The following is a 17,946-nucleotide window of genomic DNA, read 5'->3' as shown; positions in this document are numbered from 1 at the left end:
GGAGAGGCGACGCGCGTACGGTTCGCTCGCACAAGACCACCGAGGGAGCTGGGATGACTGTGCCGCAAGGCAAAGAAGGCTTGGGGCGGGGTCGCGGCGTGTTCCGCCGCAAGCCCATCGAGCAGATCGGCGAGGAGAAGACCGGCCTGACCCGCACGCTGGGTCTGTGGCAGCTCACCGCGATCGGCGTCGGCGGCATCATCGGCGCGGGCATCTTCTCGCTCGCCGGCGCCGTGGCGAACCAGACGGCCGGGCCCGCCGTGCTGATCTCGTTCCTCGTCGCGGGCATCGCGAGCGCCGCCGCCGCGTTCTCCTACGCCGAGTTCGCGGGCCTGATCCCCCGGGCGGGCTCCGCCTACACCTACGGCTACGCCGTGCTCGGCGAGATCGTCGGCTGGTTCATCGGCTGGGACCTGCTGCTGGAGTACACCGCGATCGTGGCCGTGGTGGCGATCGGCATCAGCGGCTACTTCAACGAGCTGCTGAACCTGCTCGGCCTCGACCTGCCGGTGTGGATGCTCGGCGCGCCCGGCACGGAGACCGGCGACGTTGCGGCGGGCAGCTACAAGGTGAACCTGTTCGCCGTGCTGCTGTGCCTGCTGATCGCGTTCGTGCTGAACATGGGCATGAAGAACGCGGCCCGCTTCGAGACCACCCTGGTGTACCTCAAGGTCGCGGTGGTGCTGCTGGTGATCGTGGTCGGCGCGTTCCACATCGACACCGACAACTACAACCCGTTCTTCCCGTTCGGCTGGGCCGGCGCGTTCACCGGCGCGGCCACGGTGTTCTTCGCGGTGTTCGGCTACGACGCGATGAGCACGGCGGCCGAGGAGTCCAAGGACTCCCAGCGGCACATGCCCAGGGCCATCATCTACTCGCTGGCCATCTCCATGGTGCTCTACGTGCTGGCGTGCCTGGTGCTGACCGGCATGGTCAACTTCAAGGACGTGGACTCCGAGAGCGCGTTCGCCTCCGCGTTCGCCGACGTCGGCCTGCCCGCGCTGGGCATCGTCATCTCGGTCGGCGCGGTGCTGGGCATCACCACCGTGCTGTTCACGTTCCTGATGGGCGCGGCGCGCGTGGGCTACTCGATGTCCCGCGACGGCCTGCTGCCGGGCTGGTTCGCCAAGACGCACCCGGTCAAGCACGTGCCCACGCGCATCACGTGGGTGCTGGGCATCGCGTCCGCGGTCATCGCGGGCTTCCTGCCCATCGGCGAGGCCGCGGAGCTGACCAACATCGGCATCCTGCTGGCGTTCGTGGTCGTGTGCGTCGCGGTGGTCGTGCTGCGGTACAAGCAGCCCGACCTGCCGCGCACGTTCCGGACGCCCGGCATGCCGGTCGTGCCGATCATCGGCGTGGTGTTCTCGCTGTGGCTGATCACCTTCCTGGCGCCCGAGACGTGGCTGCGCTTCGGGGCCTGGTTCGCGATCGGCCTGGTGGTCTACTTCGCCTACAGCAGGCGGAGGTCAGTCCTCAACCGACAGGACTGACGCGCACCACGAGTCGACCACGTCGGCGAGCACGTCCATGGGCAGCGGCCCGCACCGCAGCACCTGGTCGTGGAAGGCCCGGATGTCGAAGCGGTCGCCCAGGCGGCGCTCGGCCTCACCGCGCAGGCGCTGGATCTCCAACCGCCCCACCATGTAGGACAGCGCCTGCGCGGGGTTCTCGATGTACCGGTCGACCTCGGCGAAGATGTCGACGTCCGGCATGACCGCGTTGGCGCGCAGGTAGTCCACGGCCTGCTGCCGGGACCAGCCCAGCGCGTGCAGGCCGGTGTCCACCACCAGGCGGGCGGCGCGCAGCGAGTCGCCCGACAGCATCCCCAGCCGCGCCACGTCGTCGCTGTAGAGGCCCATCTCGTCGGCCAGGCGCTCGGTGTAGAGCGCCCAGCCCTCCAGGTATGCCTCGACGGACGCGAAGCGGCGCAGCGGCGGCAGGTCGTCGAGCTGCTGCGCCAGCGCGATCTGGAGGTGGTGGCCGGGCACGCCCTCGTGGAACGCGGTGGACTCGGCGCTGAACCGGTCGCGCTGCTCGGCGAGGTGGGTGTTGACGAAGTAGGTGCCCGGCCGGGAGCCGTCCAGCGCCGGGTCCATGTAGTAGGCCAGCGGGGCGTTGGGCGCCTCGGCCGCCGGGACCTCCTCCACCGCGCACCGCGCGTCGGGCAGCGTGGCGAACCAGTCGGCGGCGGCCTCCTCGGCTCGGGCGATGGTCCGCCTGGCCAGGGCGAGCATGTCCTCGGCGCTGCGCCAGCGCAGGTCCGGGTCGGCCAGCAGGCGGGCCCGCACCTCGGCGGCGGTCACCGGGCCGAACACCCGCGAGCCGATCTCCTCGTACTCCCGGTCCAGCGCCTCGATCAGCTCCCGGCCGACGCGGTGCAGCTCCTCGGGGGTGTGGTCGGTCGTGGTGTACGCGCGGACCAGCGCCGGGTAGATCCGGTCGCCGTCGGGCAGCCAGCACAGGCCGGGCCGGTCCTCGCCGCGGCCCCGGTCGAGGACCTCGGCGGCCAGGAAGTCGCGGTAGCGGGCGAACGCGGGGCGCACGACGCGGTCGAGCAGGTCGGCGCACTCGGCCGCCAGCGGCGTGCCCGCCACCGGCGCGCCCAGCGGGTCCTCGGCCTCGGCCAGGTAGCGGTCGACGCGGGCGATGGCGGAGGCCACCAGGTGCCGGACCGGGCGGCGGGCCGACTCGCGCTGCCTGCGGGCGAGCGCGTCGAGGTAGCCGGGCAGCGCGGCCAGCCGGGTCAGGTAGGCGCGGCGGGCGTCGTCGTCGCCGGGCAGGACCAGGGGTAACGAGCCGAGCAGCACCACCACCGGCGCCCTGAGGCCCTCGGCGTGGGTGTGCTCGACCAGGTTCGCGTCGAGCAGGTGCGCCAGGCTCCACGCCTGCTGCGCCACCACGGCCCGGGTCACCGGGTCGTCGTCGCCGGCGCCGGCTCGGCGGGCCACGTCCTCGGCGCGGTCGCGCAGCGCGCGTTCGCCCTCGGCGCTCGGGTCCGGCAGCCGGTCGTCCCAGCCGGGCAGGCCGAGCAGGGTCGCCGTCACGGGGTCGGCGTCCAGCACCAGGGTCATCAGCTCGTCGGCCAGCTCGCGCGCGGTGGTCACGCCGACATTGTCCGGTGCTACCCCGGCGGGATGCGCGCGTTCGCGACGGAAAGGGCTTGGCGCGCTTCGGCGAGCAGCCGGGCCACGACCTCGGCGGCCGGGGCCGGCCGGACCAGCGGGTAGGTCTGCCCGGCCCACAGCGACATCAGCTCCGGGTCGCCGGTCGCGCGCACCGGCTTGGTCAGGTGGTGGACCTCCGGGTAGGCGGCGGGCGCGTGGCCGGCGTTCTCGGTGAGGAACCGGTTGACCAGGCCGCGCGCCGGGCGTCCGCTGAACGCCCTGGTCAACGCCGTGCGGCGGGTGCCGTCGGCGAGGGCTCGGCGGTGGGCGGGCGACGTGCCGGCCTCCGGGGTGGGCAGGAACGCGGTGCCGAGCTGGGCGGCCACCGCGCCCGCCGTGATCACGGCGGCGACGTCCGCGCCGTGCACCAGGCCGCCGGCGGCGATCAGCGGCAGGTTCACCCGGTCGCGGACCAGGCGGAGCGCGGCCAGCACGCCGAACAGCTCGCCGCCGCCGGGCGAGACGCCGTCGTCGGCGAATGTACCCCGGTGGCCGCCCGCGTCGCTGCCCTGGACGCACAGGGCGTCGGCGCCGATCCGGGCCGCCTGCTCGGCCTCCCGGGGCGTGGTGACGGTGACGACCGCGGTGGTGCCCGCGGCGTGCAGGCGGTCGACGTCGGCGGCGGTGGGCAGGCCGAAGGTGAACGAGACGACCGGCACGCGCAGCGCCATCAGCAGTTCGAGCTTGGCGGCGTAGGAGTCGTCGTCCCAGCGGGGTTCGCCGGGCTCGGTCGGCGACTGCGCGCGGACGCGCTCGCGGTAGCCCTTGACGTCCGCGGTGGAGCGCGGGCCGGGGACGAACAGGTTGACGCCGAAGGGCCGGTCGGTGAGCGCGGTGGTGGCGTTGACCTGCTCGGCGACCGCCTCGACGGACTGGTAGCCGGCGGCCAGGAAACCCATGCCGCCCGCGCGGCCGACCTCGGCCACGAGTTCGGGGGTGGACGCCCCGCCGGCCATCGGCGCGGCGATGACGGGAACTTCCAGTCGGTCGAACATGAGCCACCCTAACCCCGGTGGTGGCGGGGTGGCCCGGGGAGCGCGGTCGGCAGGTGCCGGAGTGGAGGACACGCGGTGCCGGACCGGAGGACACGCGATGCCGGAGTGGAGGACACGCGGGCCGTCCCTCCCGTGCCGCTTCGGGAGGGACGGCCCTTCACCCGCCTACGGCAGGGTGTCCAGGTGCGGGGCCACCGTGTTGGCGAACTGCCAGTTGTTGGAGGCGTCCCAGTTGATCGACCACGTCATGGCGCCGCGGATGCCGGGCCACGTCTGCGAGGGCTTGAACGAGCCGCAGTTCGTGCCCTTGGCCAGGCAGTTGAGCGCCGCGTTGACGTTGGCCGGCGACTGGTAGCCGCCACCCGCGCCCGACGGCGAGGCGGGCAGGCCCAGGCCGACCTGGTCGGGCCGCAGGCCGTTCTGCAGCTGGATGCACGCCAGCGCCACCAGGAAGTCCACCGTGCCCTGGGAGTAGACCTTCTGGTCGCAGCCGAGCATGCTGCCGGAGTTGTAGAACTGCATGTTGACCACCGTGAGGATGTCCTTCACGGCCAGCGCCAGCTTGAAGTACTCCTGGCCGGTGGACTGCATGTCGATGGTCTGCGGCGCCATCGCGATGACCTTGCCGCCGGCCGCGTGGATGCTGCGCAGCGCGGGCGCCATGTAGGTGGCGTTGACGCCGTTCTCCAGGTCGATGTCCACGCCGTCGAAGCCGTACTCGGAGATCAGCGACTTGACGCTGTTGGCGAAGGCGTTGGACGCGGCGGTGTCGCCGACCCAGATGGTGCCCTTCTCGCCGCCGACGGAGATGATCACCTTCTGGCCGCGGGACTGGAGGGTCCGGATGTCGGCCTTGAACTGGGCGTCGGTGTAGCCGCCGAGCTTGCTCGACAGCGTCGGGTCCAGGTTGAAGTCGACCGCGCCGCGCGTCGCGGGCACGGCGTCGGCGAACGCGACGGCCACGACGTCGTAGGTGCGGGGCACGTCGGCCAGCTTGAGCAGCCGCGAGCCGTTGTCGAAGTTGTGCCAGTAGCCGGTGAGGATGTGCTTGGGCAGCGACGGGTCCGGCTGGTTGCTCGTCGTCGTGGTGGTGGTCGTGGTCGTCGTGGTGGTCGTCGTCGTGGTGGTGCTCGTGGTCGTGCTGGTCGGCGGGTCGCCCGGACCGTCGAGGCTGACGTCGTCGGCGTAGAAGGTCGGCTGGCCGTACCAGCCGTGCAGGTAGACGGTGACGCTGGTGCTCGCGCCGGTGGTGAAGTCCAGGCTGAGCCGGCTGAACCCGGTCGAGCCCGGCGTCCAGGTGCTCTTGTCGCCGCTGCCGGTGCCGGTCACGCCGAGGTAGACGTAGCTGCCCTGCACCCACGCGCTCAGGTTGTAGGCGGTGTTGGCCCGCACCGCGATCGTCTGCGAGCAGCGGGCCTGGTCCTGGCCCGCCGGGGTGCCCGCGAGCGCGTGCGAGCCGCTGCGCTTGGTCGTGGTCACCACGCTCGTCGCGGCGCTGCACGTCCAGCCGCTGGTGTTCCCGCTGTCGAAACCGGGGTTGGCGACCAGGTTGGCCGCCGACGCGCTGCCCGCGACCACCAGGGTCAGGCCGGCGACCGCCAGCACGCCCGCCAGCACCGCGCCCAGGGCGCGTCTCGTCCTCGAAGCCACGTGCACCTCCACGTTCTCATCGGCGGCCTCGCCCAGCTCAGGTGACGCGGGCCACTCGAAAATGGACTAGACCAATAGCACTTGTCAAGGGTGTGACCATGGTCGGATGACCTTTACCGTTGACGACGCGGTCCGGATCGCGCGCGCCGCGCACGAGGGCCAGGTCGACAAGTCCGGCCACCCCTACATCGGCCACCCGCTGCGGGTGATGAGCCTGGTGTCCGGCGAGCACGCGCGCATGGCGGCCGTGCTGCACGACGTCGTCGAGGACACTTCCGTCACGGTGGACGACCTGTTGGCGGCCGGGTGCCCGCCCGAGGTGGTGCGGACGGTGCTGGCGCTGACCCACGCCGACGGCGAGTCCCAGGAGCAGTACCTGGCGCGGGTGCTGACCGACCCGGTGGCGGTCGCGGTCAAGCGCGCGGACATCGCGGACAACACCTCGCCGCCCCGGCTGGCCCTGCTCGACCAGGCCACCCAGGACCGGCTGCGGGCCAAGTACTCCCGGGCGCTGGACCTCCTCGGCCGGGACGGGTGACCCCGCCGTTACCCCCGTGACGCGTACGGTGCGTGATCGGTGATCACCGGTAACAGTTGCGGCGGACGTCACGCCAAAATCGACTGCGCAAGGCCCTGACGTGCGGCATCATAGAGGTGAACCGATACAGAAGAGATCGACCTGAAAGGCGATATGACCAACCCTCTGAGTACCGTTCGCACGTACTTCGCCACGCGGCGCGCGATCCGCAAGCGGGAAGCGGAACTCGAGCGCGAGCTGGCCCACTACAACACCCCCAGCGCCCGGATGGACATGGAGGCGATCCTCGCCCGCCACTCCAGCCCGCAGGCCAGGGAACTGGAGGAGATCCTCCGCCGGCACGTGCCGGCAGGCGTGCTCCGCTACCACGGCTGAGCAGCCGGACCCACCGAGGACCTTCAGGACAGGGACGTCCTGGAGGTCCTTTCGTCATTCCGGGACCGGTCCGGGCACCGCTCATCGGCCGTGATCCCCCGCCGAAAAAGGCGATCCCCGCCGACCGACCGCCCGGAGGCGACCCGATCAGCGGGGACGTGGAGCGGCGCCCTACTTCTTGCCCTTGTCCTTGCCGCCGGAGTCGTCGGTGGACAGCGCGGCAACGAAGGCCTCCTGGGGCACCTCGACCCGGCCCACCATCTTCATCCGCTTCTTGCCCTCCTTCTGCTTCTCCAGCAGCTTGCGCTTGCGCGTGATGTCGCCGCCGTAGCACTTGGCGAGCACGTCCTTGCGGATGGCGCGGATCGTCTCGCGGGCGATCACCCGCGACCCGATCGCCGCCTGGATCGGCACCTCGAACTGCTGCCGCGGGATCAGCTCGCGCAGCTTCGTGGCCATCTTGGTGCCGTAGCCGTAGGCGTGGTCCTTGTGGACGATCGCGCTGAACGCGTCCACCGGCTCGCCCTGGAGCAGGATGTCCACCTTGACCAGCTCGGCGTCCTGCTCGCCCGACTCCTCGTAGTCCAGCGAGGCGTACCCGCGGGTCCGCGACTTCAGCGCGTCGAAGAAGTCGAAGATGATCTCGCCGAGCGGCATCGTGTAGCGCAGCTCGACGCGGTCCTCGGACAGGTAGTCCATGCCGCCGAGCTGGCCGCGCTTGGCCTGGCACAGCTCCATGATCGCGCCGATGTAGTCGCTGGGCGCGATGATCGTGCACTTGGTGACCGGCTCGTACACCTCGGCGCGCTTGCCGTCGGGCCAGTCGGACGGGTTGGTCACCACGTGCTCGGCGCCGTCCTCCATGACCACGCGGTAGACCACGTTCGGCGCGGTGGAGATCAGGTCGAGGCCGAACTCGCGCTCCAGCCGGTCGCGGGTGATCTCCAGGTGCAGCAGGCCGAGGAAGCCGCAGCGGAAGCCGAAGCCCAGGGCCGCCGACGTCTCCGGCTCGAACGTGAGCGCGGCGTCGTTGAGCTGGAGCTTCTCCAGCGCCTCGCGCAGCACCGGGTAGTCCGAGCCGTCCACCGGGTACAGGCCCGAGTAGACCATCGGCTTGGGCTCGCGGTACCCGGCCAGCGGCTCGGTCGCGCCCTTCTTGTCCCAGGTGACGGTGTCGCCGACCTTCGACTGGCGCACGTCCTTCACGCCGGTGATCAGGTAGCCCACCTCGCCGACGCCGAGCCCGCGGCTGGGCTTGGGCTCGGGCGAGATGATGCCGACCTCCAGCAGCTCGTGCGTGGCGCCGGTGGACATCATCTTGATCCGCTCGCGCGGGGTGATCCGGCCGTCCACCACGCGGATGTAGGTGACCACGCCGCGGTAGGTGTCGTAGACCGAGTCGAAGATCATCGCGCGGGCGGGCGCGTCCGCCTCGCCGACCGGGGCCGGGACGCGGCGCACGACCTCGTCCAGCAGGTCGCCGACGCCCATGCCGGTCTTGGCCGAGACGCGCAGCACCTCCTCGGGCTCGCAGCCGACGATGTGCGCGAGCTCCTTGGCGTACTTGTCCGGGTCCGCCGCGGGCAGGTCGATCTTGTTCAGCACCGGGATGATGGTGAGGTCGTTCTCCATCGCCAGGTACAGGTTGGCCAGCGTCTGCGCCTCGATGCCCTGGGCGGCGTCGACGAGCAGGATCGTCCCCTCGCACGCCTCCAGTGCCCGGGAGACCTCGTAGGTGAAGTCGACGTGGCCGGGGGTGTCGATCATGTGGAGCACGTGGTCCTGACCGTCGAGCTGCCAGGGCAGCCGGACGTTCTGGGCCTTGATCGTGATGCCGCGCTCCCGCTCGATGTCCATGCGGTCGAGGTACTGCGCGCGCATCGCCCGCTCCTCGACGACGCCGGTGAGCTGCAGCATGCGGTCGGCCAGGGTCGACTTGCCGTGGTCGATGTGCGCGATGATGCAGAAGTTCCGGATCAGCTCCGGAGGCGTGAACGTCTGGTCGGCGAACGTGGTCACTCAGGGTCCTCGCACGTGAAAGACGGGGGAATCGCCCCATTCTCTCACGAGCCCGGCGCCTGGCGTGTCGGACCGGTCGGGTTCCCGGCCCGACGTGTCCCGCGACATAGGCTGCCCGGCGTGTACGCGAACGGTGAGGACCCCCGCCCGGCCCGGGGCGTGGTGCGCGAGATCCACCCGGCGGCCGCGGCGGCGACCCTGGAGTACTCCCCCGACCTGGACGGCCTGGCCGACCCGGGCGAGGTGGTGTGGGCGTGGGTGCCCTTCGAGGAGGACACGAGCCGCGGCAAGGACCGGCCGCTGCTGGTCGTGGGCAGGCGCGGGCGCGCCCTGCTGGCGCTGATGCTGACCAGCAAGCCACCGCGCGAGCACGAGGCGGACGACTCCGTCGACCTCGGCTCGGGCCGCTGGGACCGCGACGGCAGGCACTCCTACCTGCGCCTGGACCGGGTGTTCGAGCTGGCCGAGGACGACATCCGGCGCGAGGGCTCGGTGCTGGAGCCGGAGCGGTTCTCGCTGGTGGTGGGCGCGCTGCGCCGGTTGGGCTGGGGCTAGCGCCGCGCGGGAACACCAGGGGCGCGTCCCGGGCCGGCTCAGGGCGATCCCCGATGCCGCCGGGTCACCCGCCGGGGAGCCTGGGGTCATGGCGAGCAACCTGATGAAGGCGTTGGACGCGGCGTTCGGCAACCCCCGGGGCAAGGTGGGCGAGCTGGGCGGCCGGGTGATGGCCAAGCTGAACGCGAAGGTCGAGGAGCACGTCGTCGAGGTGGCGAGCCCCACCGCCGAGGAGGTCGTGCTGGTGCTCGGTCCGGGGCCGGGCGTGGGCCTGAAGCTGGCCGGCGAGCGCGCGCTCAAGGCGATCGGCGTGGACCCGTCGCGGGTCATGCTGGACGAGGCGCGCGACCGGTGCGCGGAGCTGATCGTGGCGGGCCGGGTGGAGCTGCGCGAGGGCGCGGCCACCCGCACCGGGCAGCCCGAGGCGTCCGTCGACGTGGTGACCTCGGTGAACAACGTCCACCTGTGGGGCAACCGGGCGGCCGCGTTCCACGAGCTGCGGCGGGTGCTGCGGCCGGGCGGGCGGCTGGTGGTCTCGGCGCACCGGATGGTGCTGGACACCTCGGAGTACGACCTGATCCGGGAGGCGGAGCAGGCCGGGTTCGCCAACGTGCGCACCTCGCTGCACCAGTACGGCGGCGTGGTGCCGCCCTCCGTGCAGCTACTGGCGGACGTCCCGGCGTAGCGGGTGCCCGTCGGGCACCTCGACGAACGCGATCAGCCGGCCGTCCGGGTCCGCCACCCACATCTCGTCCAGGCCCCACGGCTCCCGCCTCGGCGGCCGGACGACGTGCCCGGCCAGCCGCTCGGCGGCGGCGCCGAGGTCGCGCACCTGGAGCCACAGCCGGGTCGCCCCGGTGGGCTCCTCCTCGCCGGAGCCGGACACCTCGAGGAAGCCGCCGCCGAGGAAGAACACCGTGCCGCCGGGGAACTCCCGGTGCACGGCCAGGCCGAGGACGTCGCGGTAGAACGCGCGGGCCCGCTCGGGGTCGGCGGAGCGGATCAGGACGCGGCTGCTCAGGATCTCCACCCCGCCCAGCGCATCACACGCCGAGGTCGCGCGCCATTCGCACGTGGGCGTCCCCGTCGTGGCCGACCTCGCGCCAGCCGTGCGCGAGGTAGAAGCGCCGGGCGCGCCCGTTCCCCTCGAACACGTCCAGGTGCGCGGCGCCCAGGCCCGCGCCGCGCAGCTCGGCCAGGGCCGCCTCGTGCAGCGCGTGGCCGACGCCCCGGCCCCAGTGCGCCGGGTCGACCTGCAGCTGCTTCAGCTCCCCGTCCGACGTGACCAGGGAGAACCCGGCCAACCCGCCGTCCAGGTCGGCGCACAGCCACACCCGACCCGGCAGGGCGAGGTCGTAGCCGTTGGCGCGCACGTGCCGCTCCCACCCGGCCAGCTCGTCCTCCGGCAGGTGCCCCTCGTAGTAGCTGCGCCGGGCCTTGACGTGGATGTCGACCAGTCGCCACTTCTCCTCCGCGCGCGGAGGTCGCACCGTGATGGTCCCCATGCGGTCAGTGACGCGCGACGGCCGGTCCGGTTGTCCGGACCTCGTGCTCCCCGGCGTCCGGCGCGAGGAACGCGAGCAGCGCGGCGGCCTCCCGCTCCAGCTCGTCGGTCACGGCCGACGGGTGGAACGGCCGCAGCTCCAGGGTGGCGGTCCCGTCGGCGCGGTGCAGCCGCCAGTCGCCCGCGGTGACGCCGTCGACCAGGAAGAACCGGGGCACGGGGCCGTGCGGGTCGTACCCCTGGGCCCGGACGTCGTCGGTGACCACGCGGCGGCGGTCGGCGTGCGAGAGCAGGACGTTGTCGAAGTCGTAGAGGAACCGCGCGGGCGCCGGCGCGTCCTCGTCGGGCCGGGGCGCGTCGGGCAGGTCGAACAGCTCCTGGCCGTCCTCGTCGCGGAACCGGACCAGCGGCAGCCGCTCGACCACCTCGCGCAGCCGCGTCAGGCCGCACCAGGTCTGCACGTCCCGCACCGTGGCGGGGCCGAACGCGGCGAGGTAGCGCAGCACCGCGCCGTCCACGTCCGGCTGCTCGGCGGGCTCGGCGCCCAGCCACGACTCCGCGCTGACGTGCGCGATGGGCCCGCTGCGCCCCCACACCCCGCGCGGCGGCACCTGCACCAGCGGCACCAGGCAGCGGGCCGCGTAGGCGAGCGCGGCGGGCGAGCGGTCCGGCCAGCGCTCGTGCAGCAGGGCGCCCAGCTCCTTGGCGGTGCGGGGTTCACCGGCCAGCAGCGCGCGTGCGGCGGCCACCACGGCGGGCACGTCCATCGCGCCCACGTCCCGGCCGTGGGTGTGGTTGCGGAACAGGCCGCGCTCCAGCACGGGCCGGGCGAGGGGGCGCAGGGCCAGGGCGTCCTCGGCGGTGACCAGGTGGATGGTGCCGCGCATCAGCGCGATGCGCACCAGGGCGCGGTCGAGGAGCGGGCCGGCCGCCTGGTCGGGGGTGAAGCCCGCGACGCGCGACCACAGCCCGGTGTACCAGGTGTGCGGGGTCTGGGCCTGCAACCCGACCAGGTGCCGGACCACGTCGGGCACCGGGCGCGCGGTGCGCTCCAGCAGGAACTGGCGGGCCAGGGTGGCCCGCCCGAGGGCGCGACGGCTCAGTACCGGGGTCATGAGGCCACGTTAGACGGTATCGCGGACAGGTTCGGTCCTCGTTGCGGCGGCGTCGGGAAAAGTGATATCACTTTGCTAAGCGAGAGATATGAACTGAGGGGTGCACATGGACACTGCCGCCGAGGTCGCGGTGCGGATGCCGACTCCCGTCGTCCGGGAGCGCGAGGCGAAGCACGTGTCGGGGTGGGGGATGCTGGCCGTCGCGGTGGTGCTCGTCGTGGCCGGCGCGGCGCTGGTCGTGCTGGGCGCGATCGGGGGCGACGACGGGCCGAGCGTGCCCGCGATCGTGGGCGGCGCGCTGGTGCTGGTCGGCGGCGGCGTCGCGGGCGGCGGCCTGTTCACCGTCGCGCCGGGCGAGGCGCGGGTGCTCCAGTTCGCCGGCAGCTACACCGGCACGGTGCGGCGGGACGGCCTGCGGTGGGCCAACCCGCTCGCCACGAAGGTGAAGGTGTCGACCAGGATCCGCAACCACGAGACCGCGACGCTGAAGGTCAACGACGCCGACGGCAACCCGATCGAGATCGCCGCCGTGGTGGTGTGGCAGGTCGAGGACACCGCGCGGGCCAAGTTCGAGGTGGACGACTTCGTCCGGTTCGTGGGCATCCAGACCGAGACCGCGGTGCGGCACATCGCCACCAGCTACCCGTACGACAACCACGACGAGGCCGGGCTGTCGCTGCGGGAGAACGCCGACGAGATCACCGAGACGCTGTCGCTGGAGATCGCGGCGCGCGTGCAGTCGGCCGGCGTGAAGGTGATCGAGTCGCGCCTGACGCACCTGGCCTACGCTCCGGAGATCGCGCAGGCGATGCTGCAACGCCAGCAGGCGGGCGCGGTGATCGCGGCGCGGACGCGGATCGTGGAGGGCGCGGTCGGCATGGTGGAGCTGGCCCTGGCCAAGCTCGCCGAGCAGGACGTGGTGGAACTGGACGAGGAGCGCAAGGCGGCGATGGTGTCGAACCTGCTGGTCGTGCTGTGCGGCGAACGGTCAACGCAACCGATCGTCAACGCCGGATCGCTGTACCACTGAGTTGGCCGAGCGCAAGAGCGTCCTGCTGCGCCTCGACCCGGCGGTGCACGACGCCCTGGTCAGGTGGGCGAACGACGAGTTGCGCAGCACCAACGCGCAGATCGAGTTCCTGCTGCGCCGCGCGCTCGCCGAGGCGGGCCGCCTGCCCTCGGGCACGGCGGCCCAACCCAAGCGGGGCCGGCCGCGCAAGTCCGCGGAGGACGGCGGCTGACCTCGGACGTCGCCGGCGGCGGGGAGCGCCGGCGACGTCCGCGTTGATCGACTCGCGGGTGGCCGTGCCCGGTGCGAACGTGGACCGCGTGACCGACGTCAACGCCCCGTACGCACCGGGCACGCCCGCGTGGGTGGACATGATGACCACCGACCGCGACGCCACGATGGAGTTCTACGGCGGGCTGTTCGGCTGGGACTTCGAGGTCGGCGGCCCGGAGACCGGCCACTACACCTACGCCCTGGTGCGCGGGCGGCCCGTGGCCGGCTTCGGCGAGATGCCCCGGGACGTGATGTTCCCGGTGGTGTGGACGACCTACCTGGCCACCGACGACCTCGACGAGTCGCTGGCGACCCTGGTATCGGCCGGCGGCAAGGTGCTCGTGCCGGAGTTCGACACCGGCGGTCCGGGGCGCGGGGCGATCGCGGTGGACCCGACCGGCGCGGCGTTCGGGCTGTGGGAGGCGGGCACGCACATCGGCGCGTACGCGGTGAACGAGCCGGGCGCGGTGGTGTGGAACGAGCTGGCCACCCGGGACCCGTTCGGCGCGGCCGAGTTCTACCAGCGGGTGTTCGACGTGGGCCTCGACCCGCTGCCCGACTTCCCGTACACGCAGCTGCGCGTCGGCGGGCGCGTGGTGGCCGGGCTGTTCGGGATGGCCAACGAGATCCCGGCCGAGATCCCGGCGCACTGGATGACCTACTTCTCGGTGTCCGACGCGGACCTGGCGGCCCGGCGGGCGCGCGAGCTGGGCGGGGTGGTGGTCGGTGACGTGGTCGACACGAGGTTCGGGCGGTTCACCACGGTCGGCGACCCGATGGGCGCGACGTTCCGGGTCATCCAACCGCCGCCTTCCACCCCAGACTGACCACCAGCGCCACCACGACGGTGAGGAACACCCGGCGCACGAACGACGACCCGCGCCGCACGGCGAGCTTCGCCCCGAGCACCGCGCCGGTCAGGTTGCACACCGCGAGCACCAGGCCCAGGCCCCACAGCACCTTCCCGGCCGGGATGAAGTACAGCAGGGCGCCCAGGTTGGTGGCCACGTTGACGATCTTCGCCGTGGCCGAGGCGCGCAGGAACGCGAACCCCACCACGCCCACCAGCAGGAAGACCAGGAACGCGCCGGTGCCCGGCCCGGCCAGGCCGTCGTAGAAGCCGATCACCGCGCCGCCGAGCGCCATCACGCCGACCTGGGCGGCGCGCGCGAACCGCGGCGCCTCCGCCACGCCCAGCTCCGGCTTGCGCCACGTGTAGAGGCCGACGCCGACCAGCGCGACGAGCACCACGCCGTTGAGCACGCCGGGCGCGAGCGCGCCCGCGAACGCCGCGCCGCCCACCGCGCCGCCGAACGCGGCCAGCGCCATGGGCACCGCCGCCCACCAGTCGATCGTGGTCTCCTTGGCGTAGGTGCGCACCGCGGCGGCCGTGCCGACCACGGCGGCGACCTTGTTGGTGGCCAGCGCGTACAGCGGCTGACCGCCCGGCGCGACCAGCAGCATCGCGGGGAGCTGGACCAGGCCGCCGCCGCCGACCACCGCGTCGACCGCCCCGGCGAGGGCGGCGGCCAGGCAGAGGAACAGCAGGGCGGCGAGCGAGATCTGCCCGAACCCGGGCCAGTCGAGAGCGGTGGTCACCCGAACAGCTTAACCGGACACGCGTACTGTTTTTTCCGCTACTCCTGGGAGCGCTCCCGCAATCCACCGTTCAGCCCTGGCGTGGAGCGGGGCGCGCGTGGAGGGTGGGTCCGGGCGACCTGACCAGCCAGGAGGTTCTCGATGTGGAGATCCCGAAAGCGCGCCGCCGCCGGCGTGCTCACCGCGCTCGCGGTGCTCGTCGGCGGGTCGCAGGCGACCGGCGCCGGCGAACCGCGCGGACCGCACTACCAGGACGCCCGCGCGCCGGTCGAGCGCCGCGTCGACGACCTCCTGCGGCGCATGACGCTGGAGGAGAAGGTCGGCCAGATGACCCAGATCAGGCTGGGGAAGCTGCGCGGCAACTGCGAGTGGAACCCCGGCCCGCTGCGCGAGGACTGCATGAAGGCGGTGCTGGAGGACGCCAAGGTCGGCTCGATCCTGTCCGGCGGCGGTGACGCGCCGGACCCGAACACGCCGCGCGCGTGGGCCGAGATGACCAACGAGGTCCAGCGGTACGCGCTGGACCACAGCCGCCTGCGCATCCCGCTGATCTACGGCGCGGACGGCGTGCACGGCCACTCGAACGTGCTCACCGCCACCATGTTCCCGCACCAGGTCGGCCTCGGCGCGACGTGGAACCCCGGCCTGATGGAGGACCTGGGCGAGTCCACCGGGCGGGCCATGCGCGCCACCGGCGTGTTCTGGAACTTCGCGCCGGTCTCCGACCTGGCCCGCGACACGCGCTGGGGCCGCTACTACGAGACCTACAGCGAGGACCCGGTGCTGACGGGCGAGCTGGCCGCGGCGAACGTGCGCGGCCAGCAGGGCAAGGCCGACGGCACCGCCTCGCTCGCCGCCACCGCCAAGCACTTCGCCGGGTACTCCGAGCCGTTCAACGGCCACGACCGGGCGCCCGCGCAGTTGCCGATCCGGTACCTCCAGGACACCGTGCTGCCGCCGTTCCAGGCGCAGTTCGACGCGGGCGTGCGCACCGTGATGATCAACTCCGGCGCGGTGAACGGCGTGCCGGCGCACGCGTCGAAGTACCTGCTCACCGAGCAGCTGCGCGACCGGATGGGCTTCCGCGGCGTGGCGATCACCGACTGGGAGGACATCCGGTACCTGGTGGACCGCTACCACGTGGCGGCGGACTACCGGGAGGCCATCGCGATGGCCGTGAACGCCGGCGTGGACATGGCGATGGAGCCGTCGAACGCGGCGGAGTTCACCCAGGGCCTGCTGGCGGGCGTGCGCAGCGGCGCCGTCAGCGGCAAGCGGGTCGACCAGGCCGTGCGGCGCATCCTGACGCTCAAGTTCGAGCTGGGGCTGTTCGAGAAGCCGTTCGTGGACCCGGCCCGGGCCGACGGGATCGTCAACGGCGCCGACCGACCGCTGGCGCGGCGGGCCGCCGCCGAGGGCGTGGTGCTCCTGCGCAACGAGGGCGTGCTGCCGCTGTCCACCGGCGCCCGCAAGCTCGTGGTGACCGGCGACGCGGCCGACTCGGTGGCCCGCCAGCTCGGCGGCTGGACCGTCGGCTGGCAGGGCGTGCCGGCGGGGTCCCCGCTGCCCCCGACCACCACCGTGCTCCAGGGCATCCGGGCCGCCGCGCCGAACGCGAACGTGGTCGCCGCCACCACCCGGGCCGACGCCGTGGCCCAGTCGGGTGACGCGGACGCCGTGGTCGTCGTGCTCGGCGAGGACCCCGGCGCCGAGGGCCAGGCCGACACCGAGTCCCCCGAGCTGACCGCGGAGCAGCAGGGCCTGGTCGACGCCGTGCGCGCGACCGGCAAGCCGGTGGTCGTGGTCCTGCTGACCGGGCGGCCGCAGGTGCTCGGCACGGTCGCCCAGGCGCCCGCGCTGCTCGCCGGCTGGCTGCCGGGCTCCGAGGGCGGCGGCGCCATCGCCGACGTGCTGTTCGGCGTGGTCAACCCCAGCGGCAAGCTGCCGGTGTCGTGGCCCAAGACCATCGGCGACCAGCCGTTCTCCTACGACCAGCCGCGCGGCGCGAACACGGCCGAGAGCTCGAACTACGACCCGGCCTTCGCCTTCGGCCACGGCCTGTCCTACACCAGCTTCACCACGTCCGCGCCGACCCTGGAGTCCACCGAGGTCCGCCGCGACGGCGAGGTCGAGGTGCGGGTCACGGTCGCCAACACGGGTGACCGCGACGGCGCCCTGGTGGTGCCGGTGTACGTGCACCAGCCGGTGAGCAAGGTCCTCACCCCGGACCGCCGCCTGGTGGCCTTCACGCGGGTCGAGCTGAAGGCCGGCGAGCAGCGCGCGGTCGACGTGTCGTTCGACGTGGGGCGCCTGGCCGTGACCGCGGGCGACATGGACGCCACGGGCAGGCCCGAGGTGGCGAAGGGCCGGTACGAGGTGCTGGTCGGCGAGGAGAGGGTGGGGTTCACGGTGCGGTGAGCAGCCCTGATATCGTGGATGGCCGTACCGCGCGGCATTCCGCTGTGGAGGAAGACCGCCCCGGCTTCGGGGTGGAGCCGATCGACGAGCGCGGCACGACTCCGAACCGAGGAAAAGGGTGGCTTTCGCGTGGCGAACATCAAGTCCCAGCTGAAGCGGATCAAGACGAACGAGAAGGCGCGCCTGCGCAACAAGGCCGTCAAGTCGTCGCTGAAGACCGCGATCCGCAAGTTCCGTGAGGCCGCCGAGGCCGGTGACAAGGAGAAGGCCGTCGCGCTGGCGCAGGAGGCTTCCCGCAAGCTCGACAAGGCCGTCACCAAGGGCGTCATCCACGCCAACCAGGCCGCCAACAAGAAGTCGGCGCTGGCCAAGCGCGCCAACCAGATCTGATTCTGGTCCCACGGCACCGAGGGCGCCGCTCATCCCGCGAGGGGTGGGCGGCGCCCTCGCTTTCGGCCCACCCCCACTCGCCCCGGGTCAGCGCCCCGGGTCAGCGCCCCGACTCCCGGCCCCGCTCGCCCGACCACCGACTCCCGGCCCCGCTCACCCCGACCCCACCGCCCGCAGGTTCCCGGTCCGTCACCTGCCTCAGCGCGGGCAGCACTCCCCCACCACCCTTGAACCGGGCGGGGGTTCCGGCAGCGCTCAGCGGCGACCGTGGGCGGCAACGATCTTCAGGACCGCCCGCTCCAGGGCGTAACCCGAGTCGGCGGCGGCGCCCTTCACATC

At 72.7% G+C, this 17,946-nt stretch carries 18 protein-coding genes; 10 read left to right on the top strand and 8 right to left on the bottom strand.

Going from position 1 to position 17,946, the window contains the following annotated elements:
- Positions 1–53 precede the first annotated feature (53 nt).
- On the top strand, positions 54–1,493 hold the full coding sequence (locus ACFV4N_RS08600; RefSeq protein ID WP_499671856.1) for an amino acid permease: 1,440 nt from the start codon (positions 54–56) through the stop codon (positions 1,491–1,493).
- Here the strand turns inward: ACFV4N_RS08600 and ACFV4N_RS08595 are convergent.
- The 3 genes from ACFV4N_RS08595 to ACFV4N_RS08585 form a co-directional block, all read right to left on the bottom strand.
- Positions 1,470–3,107, bottom strand: a complete 1,638-nt coding sequence (locus ACFV4N_RS08595) for a DUF885 domain-containing protein (protein WP_499671855.1) — start codon at positions 3,105–3,107, stop codon at positions 1,470–1,472. The two genes, ACFV4N_RS08600 and ACFV4N_RS08595, sit on opposite strands and share 24 nt — an antisense overlap.
- Before the next feature lie 17 nt (positions 3,108–3,124).
- Entirely contained in the window at positions 3,125–4,162 is a 1,038-nt protein-coding gene (locus ACFV4N_RS08590; RefSeq protein ID WP_499671854.1) for an NAD(P)H-dependent flavin oxidoreductase, read from the bottom strand.
- A 165-nt stretch (positions 4,163–4,327) separates the two neighbouring features.
- Entirely contained in the window at positions 4,328–5,812 is a 1,485-nt protein-coding gene (locus tag ACFV4N_RS08585) for a chitinase (protein ID WP_499671853.1), read from the bottom strand.
- A 106-nt stretch (positions 5,813–5,918) separates the two neighbouring features.
- Between ACFV4N_RS08585 and ACFV4N_RS08580 the strand changes: the two genes are divergently transcribed.
- Both ACFV4N_RS08580 and ACFV4N_RS08575 read left to right on the top strand, forming a co-directional pair.
- Positions 5,919–6,350, top strand: a complete 432-nt coding sequence (locus ACFV4N_RS08580; protein WP_499671852.1) for an HD domain-containing protein — start codon at positions 5,919–5,921, stop codon at positions 6,348–6,350.
- Between the two features lie 153 nt (positions 6,351–6,503).
- Positions 6,504–6,725: a hypothetical protein gene (locus ACFV4N_RS08575; RefSeq protein WP_499671851.1), complete on the top strand. Its 222-nt coding sequence runs from the start codon at positions 6,504–6,506 to the stop codon at positions 6,723–6,725.
- Positions 6,726–6,896: 171 nt separating this feature from the next.
- Here ACFV4N_RS08575 and lepA read toward each other — a convergent pair whose 3' ends face one another.
- The gene (gene lepA / locus ACFV4N_RS08570; protein ID WP_499671850.1) at positions 6,897–8,744 is read right to left on the bottom strand and encodes a translation elongation factor 4; all 1,848 of its coding nucleotides are present in this window, start codon (positions 8,742–8,744) and stop codon (positions 6,897–6,899) included.
- Positions 8,745–8,864: 120 nt separating this feature from the next.
- Here lepA and ACFV4N_RS08565 point away from each other — a divergent pair, with 120 nt between their 5' ends.
- Both ACFV4N_RS08565 and ACFV4N_RS08560 read left to right on the top strand, forming a co-directional pair.
- Positions 8,865–9,299: a type II toxin-antitoxin system PemK/MazF family toxin gene (locus ACFV4N_RS08565; protein WP_499671849.1), complete on the top strand. Its 435-nt coding sequence runs from the start codon at positions 8,865–8,867 to the stop codon at positions 9,297–9,299.
- Between the two features lie 88 nt (positions 9,300–9,387).
- Positions 9,388–9,984, top strand: a complete 597-nt coding sequence (locus tag ACFV4N_RS08560) for a class I SAM-dependent methyltransferase (protein WP_499671848.1) — start codon at positions 9,388–9,390, stop codon at positions 9,982–9,984.
- Here ACFV4N_RS08560 and ACFV4N_RS08555 read toward each other — a convergent pair.
- From ACFV4N_RS08555 to ACFV4N_RS08545, 3 genes are read right to left on the bottom strand one after another with little or no spacing between them, the layout of a single operon-like run.
- The gene (locus ACFV4N_RS08555) at positions 9,961–10,329 is read right to left on the bottom strand and encodes a VOC family protein (protein ID WP_499671847.1); all 369 of its coding nucleotides are present in this window, start codon (positions 10,327–10,329) and stop codon (positions 9,961–9,963) included. The genes ACFV4N_RS08560 and ACFV4N_RS08555 overlap by 24 nt on opposite strands.
- A 13-nt stretch (positions 10,330–10,342) precedes the next feature.
- The gene (locus ACFV4N_RS08550; protein ID WP_499671846.1) at positions 10,343–10,804 is read right to left on the bottom strand and encodes a GNAT family N-acetyltransferase; all 462 of its coding nucleotides are present in this window, start codon (positions 10,802–10,804) and stop codon (positions 10,343–10,345) included.
- 4 nt (positions 10,805–10,808) lie between these two features.
- The gene (locus ACFV4N_RS08545; RefSeq protein WP_499671845.1) at positions 10,809–11,918 is read right to left on the bottom strand and encodes a winged helix DNA-binding domain-containing protein; all 1,110 of its coding nucleotides are present in this window, start codon (positions 11,916–11,918) and stop codon (positions 10,809–10,811) included.
- A 106-nt stretch (positions 11,919–12,024) separates the two neighbouring features.
- Between ACFV4N_RS08545 and ACFV4N_RS08540 the strand changes: the two genes are divergently transcribed.
- From ACFV4N_RS08540 to ACFV4N_RS08530, 3 genes are all read left to right on the top strand, one after another.
- Entirely contained in the window at positions 12,025–12,948 is a 924-nt protein-coding gene (locus ACFV4N_RS08540) for an SPFH domain-containing protein (protein ID WP_499671844.1), read from the top strand.
- A gap of 1 nt (position 12,949) precedes the next feature.
- Positions 12,950–13,159 carry a type II toxin-antitoxin system antitoxin gene (locus ACFV4N_RS08535; RefSeq protein WP_499671843.1) on the top strand — a complete coding sequence of 70 codons (210 nt, stop codon included), beginning with the start codon at positions 12,950–12,952 and terminating at the stop codon, positions 13,157–13,159.
- Between the two features lie 88 nt (positions 13,160–13,247).
- Positions 13,248–14,027 carry a VOC family protein gene (locus tag ACFV4N_RS08530; RefSeq protein WP_499671842.1) on the top strand — a complete coding sequence of 260 codons (780 nt, stop codon included), beginning with the start codon at positions 13,248–13,250 and terminating at the stop codon, positions 14,025–14,027.
- On the opposite strand, the gene ACFV4N_RS08525 is transcribed toward ACFV4N_RS08530, so the two are convergent.
- Entirely contained in the window at positions 13,996–14,799 is an 804-nt protein-coding gene (locus tag ACFV4N_RS08525) for a sulfite exporter TauE/SafE family protein (protein ID WP_499671841.1), read from the bottom strand. The two genes, ACFV4N_RS08530 and ACFV4N_RS08525, sit on opposite strands and share 32 nt — an antisense overlap.
- A 141-nt stretch (positions 14,800–14,940) precedes the next feature.
- Between ACFV4N_RS08525 and ACFV4N_RS08520 the strand changes: the two genes are divergently transcribed.
- Together ACFV4N_RS08520 and rpsT are read left to right on the top strand one after the other, a co-directional pair.
- Positions 14,941–17,217, top strand: coding sequence for a glycoside hydrolase family 3 N-terminal domain-containing protein (locus ACFV4N_RS08520; RefSeq protein WP_499671840.1), 2,277 nt, complete (start codon positions 14,941–14,943; stop codon positions 17,215–17,217).
- 129 nt (positions 17,218–17,346) lie between these two features.
- Positions 17,347–17,607, top strand: a complete 261-nt coding sequence (gene rpsT / locus ACFV4N_RS08515) for a 30S ribosomal protein S20 (protein WP_499671839.1) — start codon at positions 17,347–17,349, stop codon at positions 17,605–17,607.
- The last annotated feature ends 339 nt before the right edge of the window (positions 17,608–17,946 follow it).

Origin of the sequence: Actinosynnema sp. NPDC059797, from assembly GCF_042732085.1 — a bacterium.
GTDB lineage: Bacteria > Actinomycetota > Actinomycetes > Mycobacteriales > Pseudonocardiaceae > Actinosynnema.
This window is presented reverse-complemented; position numbering and strand designations above follow the sequence as displayed.

Coding starts and splice junctions, on each gene's coding strand:
- ACFV4N_RS08520 (WP_499671840.1), top strand. CDS start 14,941: ATGTGGAGATCCCGAAAGCGCGCCGCCGCCGGCGTGCTCACCGCGCTC.
- ACFV4N_RS08560 (WP_499671848.1), top strand. CDS start 9,388: ATGGCGAGCAACCTGATGAAGGCGTTGGACGCGGCGTTCGGCAACCCC.
- ACFV4N_RS08545 (WP_499671845.1), bottom strand. CDS start 11,918: ATGACCCCGGTACTGAGCCGTCGCGCCCTCGGGCGGGCCACCCTGGCC.
- ACFV4N_RS08590 (WP_499671854.1), bottom strand. CDS start 4,162: ATGTTCGACCGACTGGAAGTTCCCGTCATCGCCGCGCCGATGGCCGGC.
- ACFV4N_RS08550 (WP_499671846.1), bottom strand. CDS start 10,804: ATGGGGACCATCACGGTGCGACCTCCGCGCGCGGAGGAGAAGTGGCGA.
- ACFV4N_RS08580 (WP_499671852.1), top strand. CDS start 5,919: ATGACCTTTACCGTTGACGACGCGGTCCGGATCGCGCGCGCCGCGCAC.
- ACFV4N_RS08575 (WP_499671851.1), top strand. CDS start 6,504: ATGACCAACCCTCTGAGTACCGTTCGCACGTACTTCGCCACGCGGCGC.
- ACFV4N_RS08540 (WP_499671844.1), top strand. CDS start 12,025: ATGGACACTGCCGCCGAGGTCGCGGTGCGGATGCCGACTCCCGTCGTC.
- ACFV4N_RS08600 (WP_499671856.1), top strand. CDS start 54: ATGACTGTGCCGCAAGGCAAAGAAGGCTTGGGGCGGGGTCGCGGCGTG.